At 38.7% G+C, this 12,979-nt stretch carries 13 protein-coding genes; 2 read left to right on the top strand and 11 right to left on the bottom strand.

All coding sequences use genetic code 11. The annotated features are described in order from the left end of the window. Window positions 1–17: 17 nt before the first annotated feature. The 11 genes from P2W72_RS14390 to ubiE form a co-directional block, all read right to left on the bottom strand. Window positions 18–2,561, bottom strand: coding sequence for a POTRA domain-containing protein (locus tag P2W72_RS14390; RefSeq protein WP_276363928.1), 2,544 nt, complete (start codon window positions 2,559–2,561; stop codon window positions 18–20). 62 nt (window positions 2,562–2,623) lie between these two features. Further along, window positions 2,624–3,364 carry an isoprenyl transferase gene (locus P2W72_RS14385; protein ID WP_276363925.1) on the bottom strand — a complete coding sequence of 247 codons (741 nt, stop codon included), beginning with the start codon at window positions 3,362–3,364 and terminating at the stop codon, window positions 2,624–2,626. Window positions 3,365–3,635: 271 nt separating this feature from the next. After that, window positions 3,636–4,427 (bottom strand): DUF6089 family protein, encoded by a 792-nt coding sequence (locus tag P2W72_RS14380; RefSeq protein WP_276363923.1) that lies wholly within the window; start codon window positions 4,425–4,427, stop codon window positions 3,636–3,638. A gap of 17 nt (window positions 4,428–4,444) precedes the next feature. Next, on the bottom strand, window positions 4,445–5,329 hold the full coding sequence (locus tag P2W72_RS14375; protein WP_276363921.1) for an NAD kinase: 885 nt from the start codon (window positions 5,327–5,329) through the stop codon (window positions 4,445–4,447). A gap of 9 nt (window positions 5,330–5,338) precedes the next feature. Continuing rightward, window positions 5,339–6,001: a CBS domain-containing protein gene (locus P2W72_RS14370; RefSeq protein ID WP_276363919.1), complete on the bottom strand. Its 663-nt coding sequence runs from the start codon at window positions 5,999–6,001 to the stop codon at window positions 5,339–5,341. A gap of 11 nt (window positions 6,002–6,012) precedes the next feature. Beyond that, window positions 6,013–6,771 (bottom strand): alpha/beta hydrolase, encoded by a 759-nt coding sequence (locus P2W72_RS14365; RefSeq protein WP_276364146.1) that lies wholly within the window; start codon window positions 6,769–6,771, stop codon window positions 6,013–6,015. A gap of 128 nt (window positions 6,772–6,899) precedes the next feature. Then, the gene (locus tag P2W72_RS14360) at window positions 6,900–7,346 is read right to left on the bottom strand and encodes a GatB/YqeY domain-containing protein (protein ID WP_276363917.1); all 447 of its coding nucleotides are present in this window, start codon (window positions 7,344–7,346) and stop codon (window positions 6,900–6,902) included. A 114-nt stretch (window positions 7,347–7,460) separates the two neighbouring features. Further along, window positions 7,461–8,219 (bottom strand): SDR family NAD(P)-dependent oxidoreductase, encoded by a 759-nt coding sequence (locus P2W72_RS14355; RefSeq protein ID WP_276363914.1) that lies wholly within the window; start codon window positions 8,217–8,219, stop codon window positions 7,461–7,463. 62 nt (window positions 8,220–8,281) lie between these two features. Then, entirely contained in the window at window positions 8,282–8,815 is a 534-nt protein-coding gene (locus P2W72_RS14350) for a hypothetical protein (protein ID WP_276363912.1), read from the bottom strand. 851 nt (window positions 8,816–9,666) lie between these two features. Beyond that, the gene (locus tag P2W72_RS14345; RefSeq protein WP_276363909.1) at window positions 9,667–10,413 is read right to left on the bottom strand and encodes an outer membrane beta-barrel protein; all 747 of its coding nucleotides are present in this window, start codon (window positions 10,411–10,413) and stop codon (window positions 9,667–9,669) included. Further along, on the bottom strand, window positions 10,410–11,141 hold the full coding sequence (ubiE, locus tag P2W72_RS14340) for a bifunctional demethylmenaquinone methyltransferase/2-methoxy-6-polyprenyl-1,4-benzoquinol methylase UbiE (protein WP_276363907.1): 732 nt from the start codon (window positions 11,139–11,141) through the stop codon (window positions 10,410–10,412). The genes P2W72_RS14345 and ubiE overlap by 4 nt, the downstream gene beginning before the upstream one ends. 140 nt (window positions 11,142–11,281) lie before the next feature. Between ubiE and yihA the strand changes: the two genes are divergently transcribed. After that, complete coding sequence (yihA, locus tag P2W72_RS14335; protein WP_276363905.1) at window positions 11,282–11,884, top strand: ribosome biogenesis GTP-binding protein YihA/YsxC; 603 nt, start codon at window positions 11,282–11,284, stop codon at window positions 11,882–11,884. Between the two features lie 59 nt (window positions 11,885–11,943). Next, window positions 11,944–12,804: a UbiA-like polyprenyltransferase gene (locus P2W72_RS14330; RefSeq protein WP_276363903.1), complete on the top strand. Its 861-nt coding sequence runs from the start codon at window positions 11,944–11,946 to the stop codon at window positions 12,802–12,804. Window positions 12,805–12,979: the final 175 nt, after the last annotated feature.

Genomic DNA, 12,979 nt, shown 5'->3' with positions numbered 1-12,979 from the left:
TCCGACTAAAATCCCGATTATTTAAATCCTCCGTTCATTGCCTGAGAAATACTGAAGGTAAACGGATTTCTTCCATTTTCAGGTAATCCCGGAATCTTATCAAACGCAAATCCGTAATCTATACCCAGCAAACCAAAAATCGGTAAAAATACTCTTGCTCCAACACCTGCAGTACGTCTGATATTAAACGGCGCAAAGTCGCGGAAAGTATTCCATGTATTACCCCCCTCAGCAAAAGCCAGAACAAAAATTGTTGCAGTCTGACTTGCAGTTATCGGATGTCTTAATTCAAGAACATACTTATTGAATAACGGACTTCCTGAACCTTGGGCAATAGTTGGATTAGCTCCGGCCGGAATAACCGCATTATTTGCATAACCACGCATAGCAATGATCTCTGATCCCTGTAAATAATCAAATCCCTGCATACCATCGCCACCAAGCTTGAAACGCTCAAATGCCGACTGACCAATTGCCTGATTATAGATTCCAAGGAAACCAAACTGTGCCTGAGCTTTCAGAATCAGTTTACCATAAATTCGCTGAAACCACTGCGATTCAAACTTCCACTTATGATATTCAGTAAAACGGTACTTTTCCTTATCCGTAGCTACTGCATAATTCTTATTATTCAGTAAAGAATAAGGTGGAGTAGCCTGGATAGTCAACTTAATATTTGAACCAGATGTCGGAAAGATTGGTGCGTCAACAGAATTACGGCTAAACTCCTGGGTAAGGTTGAAGTTATACGAATTACCTGAAGAGAATATGAACATATTATAATTGTTCAATATATACTGCTGAAGGTTAATTGAGGTATTAGCCTGAAAATAATCATCAGGCCATTTTAAACGCTGCCCGCGTGAGAATGTTAAACCATTCAGACGGATCTTCTGCTGATTAATATCGTTATTTTTCAATCCGTTTGACTGCAAAGAAGTAAAGGCACTTATACCAAAATAAATAGGCTTTTTACCCCCTAACCATGGCTCAGAAAATGAAAAACTATACGATTGGTAATATTTACCGTTGGTCTGACCTCTGATACTCAACTTCTGACCATCTCCTTTAGGTAATGGCTTCCATGCACTCTTGTTAAATATATTTCTGGCAGAAAAGTTATTGAAAGTAAGCCCGAGTGTTCCAACAACACGTCCACCGCCAAAACCACCCGACAATTCAATCTGATCTGATGGCTTTTCAACCACATTATACTCAATATCTACTGTTCCCTCGTTCGGATTAATGTTAATAGGCTTAGGATCCGTCTTGGTATCATCAAAATTTCCAAGCTGAGCAATCTCTCTTGTAGATCTTACAATAAGTTCTTTTGAGAATTTCTGTCCGGGTTTGGTACGGATCTCTCTCAAAATTACTTTATCATTAGTAAGCTCATTCCCCTTAACCATGATCTTGTTAATGGTATACTGAGGACCTTCATAAAGTCTGATCTCCAGATCAATTGTATCACCGTACACTTTAGTCTGAACCGGATCGACACTAAAAGTCAGATATCCGTCGTTCATATAAAGTGAAGAAACGTCATCACCTCCGGGGCTGCTGCTAAGCTTTCTATCAAGCTTTTTCTCACTAAAAACTTCACCCTTATTAATTGAAAGAATAGATTTCAGAATTTCTGTTGAATATTTAGCATTCCCTGCCCAGGTAACATTTCCAAAATAATATTTTGGTCCTTCATACAGATCTATCTTAATTCCAATAGTGCTCTTTCCTGTTCGGTAGGTAGTATCCTTCAATATTTCAGCATCGCGGTAACCTTTTTCATGCATTTTTGAAACGAGGGTTAATTTATCTTCATCGTACTTATTCTGAAGAAACTTACCGGATCCAAATACTTTATAAATTGCTTTACTCTTGGTTTTCTTAAGGTATTTCTTAAGATGTTTTTTCTTAAAATCTTTATTTCCGGTAAATACGATCTCACTAATCTTCACCCGATCATTTTTATCCACTTTAATATCAAGAATCTGGTTATTTGCAGCTGCCGTATCCTTCCTTTGAGTAATGCTTACATCTGTAAACAAGAAACCCTTTTCATTAAAATGCTTTTTGATGATATCGGTAGTGGTCTTTAGCAAATTCTCATTCACCACTTTACCGGTCTTGTCATTCAACTTTTCACGAACATCATTTGTCTCACCTTTTTTTAGTCCGATCAGCTCAATACTGGTTAAACGCGGACGCTCTACAACAACGATCTCAAAAAAGATTGAATCCGATCTGATCTCTGAGATATTCAGCTTAACATCATCAAAAAGGCCCTGAGTCCACAGATTTTTTACCGCATTGGATGTAGCATCTCCCGGCACGGTAATCCTGTCTCCCTTAGTCAGTTTAGAGATGGTTATCAATACATCTTTATCCAGAAATTCAGTACCGCTTACGGTAGTACCTCCTATCACAAACTCTTTGGGATTCAGATAACTAAGCTCTTCATTCGATGTAGTTCTGGCAGGTGTGGGAGCACCTGTTCTTCCAAACTGGGCCATAGCTGAAGTGCCGGATATGAGCAATAACAATAAGACGAAAATGCGGTTCATTTGATGTATTTATCGATGCTAAAATAAGCTAATCGCTTGTTAAAAAGTGTTAAATTGAAAAATTAGTTCAGCTGTTCACTGGTCATTCCGAAACGTCTCTCACGTTTCTGATAATCAATGACGGCTTCAAAAAGATCCTGTCTTCTGAAATCCGGCCATAATTTGGGTGTGAAATAGAGTTCAGCGTATGCGATTTGCCATAAGAGATAATTGCTGATCCGATGTTCTCCGCTGGTGCGTATCATCAGTTCAGGATCAGGCATACCGGCAGTACTAAGGTGGGCACTAACAACTTCCTCAGTTATATCTTCGGATCTCAACTCTCCATCCCTTACTTTCTCAGCTATTTTTCTGCTTGCCTCGGTTATCTCCCATCGGGAGCTGTAACTCAAAGCCAGAGTAAGTGTACAATTGGTGTTCGCTGACGTTTTCTCCATAGCCTCCTTCAACTGCTTGTGACACTTTTCAGGCAGGGAGTTTAAATTCCCGATTGCATTAAGTTTAACCCCGTTATCCATCAGGGTCTTAGTTTCTTTACTGATCGTAGAAACAAGCAATTCCATCAGGGCCATCACTTCCAGTTTAGGGCGATTCCAGTTTTCAGTTGAAAACGCATAAAGTGTCAGATATTTAATACCCAGTTCAACAGCACCTTCAACAGTATCTCTTACTGCCACAACGCCGTTCTGATGACCAAAAACCCGCAGTTTACCTTTTTCTTTCGCCCAGCGTCCATTACCGTCCATAATAACAGCCACGTGCAGAGGCAACCTATCTTTATCTATCTGTTCAAGTAAACTCATTGATTATTAATTAAAAAATCAGAACCAGAATAATGATTAATCTCAGCACACTCATTCAATTTTCATGAAACATGCACTCAAAAATTGTTCTAAAATTTTGCGATGCAAAGTTATGACTTAATTGCATTATTCTACTACAAGAATTGAAACAGATTTGACCCTTCAAAAACGGAAAATATCTATTAATTAATTATTTATACTTGTTATGAGTATTGGTTATGTATTATTCAGGGCTCAATAGAAATGTGTTAATTTATCCCGGTTCAAATACTTAAAACGTAGGGCACTTAATTGGAACAAAGGTATACGTAAGGCTTATACCCGTGAACATATAAGTATCTCTGGGACGAAAGTCTCCACGCTGAGTATCGGGAGCACCTATTTTAGGTGCAATAGAACGATCAGACAATTGCACCGTATAAGTACTTGCAGGAGCAATCGCACTAAAATCAGGGTATCTCCCGCTGATATCATCAAGATAATCGGTAAATGCGGTTCTGTATCCAATCTCAGCAATAAGACTCAAATTCCCTTTTACATTATACTTGATACCTGCCCCATAGGGTATACTAAATGCATTTCCCTTGTATAGAACAGCCTCAGTCTGCACAGGTATCAGCTCAACTTCAGAACCATTATAATTTGTTTTAGGATTAAAAGAGAAGGAAGCGAAGCCGGTAAAAATATAAGGACTAAGCCTTCTGCCTCCATAACCCATAATTTCGCCGGGCATATATTTGAACAAATTGAACTCTACCTGGAGTGATAACTCAGAAACCGACGAGTAAAAATTAAGATTTCTTTCTATCTGATATGGATTAGAAGATTTTGCATCATCAGCCCGCACTTTACCTTGCATGAAGTTAAGCTTTGCCGACCAGTAAGCGTTAAAATTTCTTTTAACCAGAGCACCAAAGGCAGGATCAGTGAATTTATCGGGCCTAACCGGATTAATATCCCCCATATAGCCTGAACTGCCGATAAAGCCGCCTGCTTCCCATGTCTGTGCTGAAACCAGATTACTTACAAACAATAAAATAATGATCAGCAGTATATTACGCATGCAATAAAAGCCTGTTCTTAATAATTTCTGGTATCAATCCCCCAAAGCAACTTATTCCTTAACGTAGACAAATAGTTTTCATTACTCAAGCGGATCAGATTAATTCCAAATCCTGCTTTTTTTACACTCACTTTTATCGAGGTATCAATTACCTCTGTTCTGGCATCGCAGGTAAGTAAATATTTTGAACTCCTGCCTTCAATTTCGAAAGAGAGAATATTGGTATCCGAAATCACAATCGGCCTTACATTGAGATTATGCGGAGAAATAGGGGTTACAACCATATTTCCTGAACCCGGAAATATAATCGGGCCTCCACAGCTTAATGAATAGGCTGTAGAACCGGTTGGAGTTGCGATAATTATTCCATCGGCCCAGTATGAATTCAGAAACTCTCCGTTCAGATAGGCATGGACAATCATCATTGCAGAAGTATCACGCTTATGTATGGTTACATCATTCAATGCAAAGTTTTCATTTCCAAAAAGCTTAAGATCTGACTCAATACATAACTGAACACGCTTATCCAATGTAAAATCCCTGTTTACCAGACTATTTATCGCAGATTCAATATCATTTTTATTGATACTTGCCAGAAATCCCAGTCTGCCGAAATTGATACCAATAACCGGAATATTTGAATCACGGATAAGTGTAACGGTGTCAAGAAGTGTACCATCACCACCCAGACTAATCATTACATCAACTTTGGCAGAGATCAGATCCTGATAATTTCTGAATATCTGAAACTTCTTTGGAAAGAATATTTTGCCAGAGATAAAATGATTGTATTTATCATAAACAAAGGCTTCTATATCATATCCGGCAAGACTGTCAAAAACCTGCTGTACATGTGGTAATACAGAATTATTGAATTGTCTGCCGTAAATTGCAATCTTCATATTTATTATTTAGATATCAAGATAATTCATCAGTTGATTATATCTGTCTGCAGTACCGTCGTCTGATTTAGAATCATTGAAAGTAGCTTTCACATGATAATCATATCTTAAAAATGAAGCTATAATTGAAGAAATATCGGTTCGGTTAAGTTTGATCGTAATTTCAAGCCGGGTAGAATCCGGAAACGACTGTACATAGGAACTTAATATCTGAGCATTATCTGATTCAACAATCTGTGCTATATGGGCCAGAGAATTATTCCGGTTATCTACCTCCAGTACGATAATCCCTCCGGGATCTTTAACTGCAGACAATGTAGCCCAAAACTTCATCACTGAATTAATTGAGATCAGACCCTTATAATTTTTGTTAACATCAAGAACAGGAACTACACTAAGTTTTTGCTCATAAAAAAGCAAAAATACATCATAAATATGCTGCCCTTCAAACACAAAAGGATTATAAAGCGATAAGCTCAAGCCCCCGACCAGGATTGAATGATCAACAATATCTGCAATATCAGAATCAGATATAAGCCCCAAAAATTGCTGATCTTTTACTATGGGTAGATGATTGACACGAAACTCAGTCATCCTGTCCATTACCTTTTGAACCGTATCAGAAGTTCTCACAGGAGGAATGGCATCGGATATAAGTTCGTGTGCAAACATAAGATCCTTGTCTAATAAATGCGGTCTAAAAACTTCTTTAAATATACGTTGAATTCAGCGGGTCGTTCCATCATTGGTGCATGTCCGCATTTGTCAATCCAGTTTAATTCAGAATCAGGCAGCAGCTGATTAAATTCTACAGCAACTTCCGGTGGAGTAATTTTATCATCCCTTCCCCAGATCAGACATACCGGAACCTTGATCATATGTATATCTTTTGCCATATTATGCCTGATAGCAGATTTTGCCATAGCCAGAATTTTAATCACCTTAATCCGGTCATTAACCATCTGATATACTTCATCTACCAGTTCTTTGGTTGCAGTTGCAGGATCATAAAAGGTAAATTCCACTTTTTCCTTAATGAAATCATAGCTTTCCCTTCGCGGAAATGAGCCCCCAAATGCATTTTCATATAAACCTGAGCTCCCTGTAAGAACAAGTGACTTTACTTCCTCCGGATGACTGAGTGTATAAATTAATCCAACATGACCGCCTAAGGAGTTTCCAAGTACAGTAATATTCTCAAGCTGTTTATGTTTTACAAATTTATGTACAAACTTTGCCAGTGATTTAACCCCGGTATTCAGCAAGGGAAGATCATACAATGGTAACAGGGGAATAATTACCCTGTAATTTTTCTTAAATTCTACGACAACATCGGTCCAGTTACTGAGTGCTCCCATCAAACCATGAAGCAATAAAAGCACCTCGCCTTCACCCTCTTCAATGTATTTAAAACCTTTTTCTTCTTTTATCTCGAACTCCATAGAATTGTAAAGTACATATACCGTGCTTGCGCTAAGATATAAGTCTGAATGTTTAATCAATATAAAAACTTATTTCTTAATGAAAATAAGCATTCAATATTATAATTGGCAAATGTGTTTTCAGGAAATCAGGCAAGAAGCTCCTTAACCAGTTCAGAGATAGTTTTACCGTCTGCTTTTCCGGCAAGATTCTTATTTACAATCCCCATTACTTTACCCATATCTTTCATACCTGCAGCCCCGGTTCGGGCAATCACCTCAGTAATATGGGCACTGATTTCAGATCTGTCCATTTGCTTTGGAAGATAGGCTTCAATTACCTGCAATTCCTCAAGTTCAATCTGGTAAAGGTCCTGACGGTTCTGCGCCTGATAGATCTCTGCCGACTCTTTTCTTTGCTTAACCAGCCTCTGGAGCACTTTAATCTCAGTATCTTCTGTCACCGTTTCAGCACCTTTTTCTGTTTTAGCGACAAGTAAGGCTGCTTTTATGGCTCTGAGACCACGCAGGCGTGAACTATCCTTATTCAGCATAGCTGATTTGATATCCTGATCAATATTTTGTTGAAGAGACATGCCTGATTCTATTAATATAATTGATTTTCCTTCGCAAAACTACACAATCCTGATTAGCAGATGCCATTTTTTTAAAATTTCACCAACACAGGTCCTATGTAGCTCCTGATTATACTACTCTCTGAGCAAATGTGAGGTACTTGCCTGCGCAGTAGGCATAACAAGCATATCATTGATATTTACGTGTGCCGGGCGACTGATTGCAAACCAAATAGTCTCTGCAATATCCTGAGCATGAAGCGGTTCATAACCTTCATATACTTTTTTTGCTCTTTCTTTATCTCCTTTAAAACGCACTTCAGAAAACTCAGTTTCTACTGCTCCGGGGTGAATTCCGGTTACTTTGATCTTGTGTGGTAAAAGATCAATTCTCATGGCCTTGTTCAATGAATCAACGGCATGTTTTGTTGCACAGTATACATTACCATTCTGATAGGTTTCCTTACCAGCGATAGATCCAATGTTAATAATATGACCTCCTTTAGCATTATTAACCATCCAGGTTGATACGATCTTTGTCACATACAGTAATCCTTTAACATTGGTATCAATCATCACGTCCCAATCATCCGTATTTCCCGAATTAATCGGATCAAGCCCCTGCGATAAACCTGCATTATTAATCAGAACATCAACTTGCTTCCAGTCTTCACTCAGAGTTTCAAGCTTTTGAACCTCTTCCTTTTTCCTGACATCCATCACCAGAGTAATTACCCGGATACCGAATTCATCAATCAATTGTTTTGAAAGAGCATCCAAACGCTCAGCCCGGCGGGCTGCAAGTATCAGATCATATTTTTGGGCTGCAAGAAGTCGTGCACATGCCTCTCCTATTCCGGCTGTTGCACCGGTAATTAACGCTATTTTAGACATAATGATTTTAAAAACCCGAAATTAAGGATTTTCAGGCAAAAGGCGATCGTAAATATTATTCTTCAGAACTTCTTAAATTTCAGGGGTTCATGAATGATCTGATAAATAAAAGGATGACTAACCGGTGTGGGTGAACTCAGTTGATAAGTTCGCTCCTTATTGACTGTCCTGATATGGACTGAATAACCGGTACCATCTAGTATATGCCTGTTTTTCGCAAGTTCCAATTCCTTTTCAGGCATATCATCTGCCGGATCAGCAACTTTTGATAATAATTCGTCAAATGCCCTGTGCTTCCGTAAATTAACCCAAACACTGTCTTTGCTGTAATAGGTGTATTCCTGCACTATTTTAGCGAGAGTCTTAAAGTCAATACCTTTACGTTCTGCTATAACAGAAGAATCTTTAGAGTTCAGAGTACTGAGCAACTTCAGAAATCGTTCATCTTTACCGAGGGCTTTCCCAACACTATCTTTTTTGGCGAAAATTATTTTTACACGTTTAGCCTTCCTGAATACTTCAGTTATAAACTCCTTCCCATGGCCAAAAGAATGGATACGAATTGAAAGATCTGATTCATAATCCTGAGCCTGCAAAGAATTTACAAATAAAATACAGAATCATTGTTGTCCGGTTAAAATGATTTGCTCACAGTGAAAATCTTTCGCTCATGCCACTGGGCCTAATTCTTTTCCTGCAGCTGAAAAGAATCAAAAAGCCGCGGCTGCCCGGTATTTGTTGTAAATCCACATTTTATCCTTATTGTGCAATCCAAGCCGTTTGAATGTAGCTGGGTTATGAATGTTTCTGCAACACTTCTCCGGATTGCTTGATGCCTGTGATTTATGATCGTTAGAAGAAAGGATAAAACGCGCCTTTACTGCCAAATCCCGGAAGGCCGATCCCTGCAAGACTCAATACCTGTAGTAGATGAATGACTGTCACCCGAAGCACGATTCCAACAAACGATCATATTATACAGGCGCTACCGAAGGACGTTTCAATCCCCAGTGCCAGCAAAATCAAAAAACAGAGGCAGATTCAATCAAAAAGCAAAACCGAGCATTAGGCTTTGGGATCATATGCGGTATGCTTTCATGAGGCAATATCCCCCAAAGACAGCGATCGCTGTTTTTTTGATGTGCGGTTGGTTTGTGACCAAAGGCACCTAGGGATTGAAAGAGGCTTTTGGGTACTTTTGGCCTTCAAAAGTACCGAGCCCTCCCGGCGATAGAGGGAGGAAAGGTTAAATAGGAGGGCTTACATTGAAATCCTAAAATAATATCCATGTTTTAAAGGCCAAAACAAAATTTTTTTATTCGTTCTAAATTTAACCGTGCACTAGTGAATACAGAATACGGTGATGGAGAAATACTTCATTCAGCGTGTAATTTATTTCCAATATGCAAAAATCCCTAAAAAGCTTATCAGAATTCAGGGCTAAATCTTATTCAAAGTACAAACTGAACTGAAGGTTGCGAATAAAAAGTTTATCAATCGGTGCGGTATATGGATTCTCCGGACGATCAAAATCGCGGAGTACACTTTTTGCCGACTGGGCAAATTTGATCTCTGGCGACATTTTAAAAAACTCAAAATAGATATCTAATCCAAAACCCGCTTCATACCATATCGTATTCTTATTATTTTTAAGGTACTTGGCTTCCGGACTTAATGCAAGATCATCAGTTTTCTTTTTTGAAACGATATCAACCGAGTATTTTGCACCTGCAATCACATAAGCACGAAAATTTTTCTGGCGGTCAGATTTCAGTTTTATCCCCAGAGGAAGATCAACCAGGGTTGCCTGAACCCTCTTTTGAGTATTAAAAATAGCATTCTCGTACTCATAGTTTACAATCCTGTCGGCAAATACCATACCCGGAGTGAAACGCAGATTGGCATTATCTCCAAGTCTCAGATCAGAAACAAAACCCAGTCCAAAACCCGGAGTAACCGGAGAACTTAGACTCTTCATCTCACTATCAATCATTGGAAGTCCGTTGAAAGGATCAATAAAAGTCCCCTTCCACTTACTCGTTTTTAATATTTTAAATTCAGATGCAACATACTGAAAGGTAAATCCAAAATGAAGTTGTTCTCCGTCAACACCGCCACCCCAATTTTCCTGTCCGAAGGAATTCTGAGCCGTAAGTAAAACGCATAAAATACCACTCAGAAAAAATCCTTTCATTTGATGCCGGTATAAATAGAACAAATCCCAAACGTCAGCGGACGGTATTTGGTATTTTTAAACCCAACTTTTTCCATTAATGCAACAAAGTTTTTCCCATCAGGAAAAGCGGCCACAGATTCAGGCAGATAGGTATATGCACTGCTGTCTTTAGAAAAAAGCTTCCCGATGGTTGGAGTAATGTATTTAAAATAAAAATTATACGCCTGTTTAATCGGGAACACTTTAGGTTTTGAAAATTCAAGAATTACAGCCTTACCTCCAGGCTTTAAGACCCTTAACATATCGCTTAGCCCCTTTTCAAGATCTTCGAAGTTGCGAACACCGAACGCCACAGTTACGGCATCAAATGTATCCTGATCAAATAACAGCTTTTCAGAATCACCTAAACGTACTTCAAAAACATCCTGCATTTTTCTTTTACGGATTTTTTCATCGGCAATACCCAACATCCCTTCAGATATATCCACACCTATGATTTTAGCAGGCTTAAGGATCTGAATTGCTTCAAACGCAAAATCACCTGTTCCGGTTGCAACATCCAGAATATGTGCAGGTTTATCAGCAAGTAGTTCTTTAATGGCCATTTTTCTCCAGATCATATCAATACCCAAAGACAAAAAATGGTTCAGAAAATCATAAGTTCCTGAAATATTATTGAACATACTTGCAACCTGTTCTTTTTTGGTTGCGTTTGAATCCTGATATGGTCTTACTGTTTTCGACATGCACAAAGATAATGGATTCAATGATGTGATTAAGTCTCTGCTGCTCCTTTTAAACTGCATTCAGATAAAAATGACCTGCAGACGATCGAATTAAGGCTGCATATCCTTAAACATTAATGGCAATATTCTACCTTTGTCAAATGATCATTAAAAGCGCAGAATTTCAATGCAGTAATACAAGAACTGATAAATTACCGGCTCCGGTATTGCCTGAATACGCCTTTATTGGCCGTTCAAATGTGGGAAAATCCTCCCTGATAAACATGCTGGTTCAAAAAAAGGGACTCGCAAAAACATCTCAAACACCCGGTAAAACCCAGCTGATCAATCATTTTCTTATTAATGAGAACTGGCAACTGGTGGATCTTCCAGGATACGGTTATGCCAGGACTTCAAAAAGTAACAGAGGAGAATGGCAGAAATTCATCAGTTTTTATTTAAGAAACAGGGAAAACCTGCAATGCGTTTTCGTTTTGATCGACAGCCGTCTTGAACCTCAGAAAATTGATATTGAATTCTGCTCGTGGCTTGGAGAAAACGGACTGCCTTTCCAGCTGATATTCACAAAGGCCGACAAGCAATCGGCCGTAAAAACAGATCAGAATATTGCCAAATTTCGTAAAATGCTTCTTACAATTTTTGAAGAGGTACCGGCACATTATATTACTTCCGCTGAAACACAGCAGGGACGTGATGAAATCCTGAATTTTATTGATGAGCTGAATAAATCCTTTGCCCGTTAACAAAATTAACAAGAGGTGTTTCAGATAAATCGCCATCAGCTTTAGTACAGACAGTGTCTATGAAAAAATATTTTTCACTTGTATTATTTGCCCATACCATCTTTGCAATGCCATTTGCAATTATTGGATTTTTTCTTGCCCTTTCAACAACTGAGCAGGAGTTCAACTGGCTGAAGCTATTCCTGATGCTGCTTTGCATGGTGTTTGCAAGAAATTCTGCTATGGCATTCAACCGCTACCTCGACCGGGATATTGATGCCCAGAATCCAAGAACCGTAATCAGAGACATTCCTTCAGGAAGAATAAGTTCGAAAGAGGCTCTTTTATTCACGATCATCAATAGTCTCCTGTTTATTTTTACAACACTGCTAATCAATAAACTCTGTTTTTATCTTTCACCTGTGGCTCTGGCAGTAGTTTTAGGATACAGCTATACCAAGAGATTTACTCCATTATGCCATTTGATACTGGGATTAGGTCTTGCATTGGCCCCAATCGGAGCATACCTTGTGGTGGCAGGACAATTTGCCATACTTCCCATATACTTTTCACTCGCAGTTTTGTTCTGGGTTAGTGGCTTCGATATTATTTATGCCCTTCAGGATGAGGAATTTGACAGAGAAAACAAATTAAATTCAATTCCGGCATGGCTTGGAAAGCAAAAAGCGCTGAATGTATCCTCGGTATTACATGCATTGTCGGTTGTCTTTGTAAGTCTGCCTTATTTTTATTCTGACCTCTCGTGGTTCTACCTGGCCGGAGTTCTATTCTTTATTCTCCTGCTGATCTATCAGCACCAGTTAGTGAAGCCTGATGATCTTTCAAAGGTTGACAGAGCCTTTTTTACTACCAATGGAATAGCTTCGGTGGTATTCGCCATTTTCTTTTTACTCGATACGTTTCTGAGAAATCAATTATAATATGAAACCATCATGATTTTGCCAAAACCCGCAGGGGATAATTATTAAATCATGATCTCCCTGCCTACCGCAGGCAGGTTCATCACCTCTTTAAAAAAGAAAAAATAAACAGATGAAGCGAACATGAGATTTTAGCACACACAGGGGCATGTAAATAAGAGTTGGTAACTTTCTA

It is taken from the genome of Daejeonella sp. H1SJ63 (genome assembly GCF_029360775.1).
Lineage (GTDB): Bacteria > Bacteroidota > Bacteroidia > Sphingobacteriales > Sphingobacteriaceae > Daejeonella.
The sequence above is the reverse complement of the archived record's forward strand: the minus strand, read 5'-3'. Positions and strand labels throughout refer to the sequence as shown.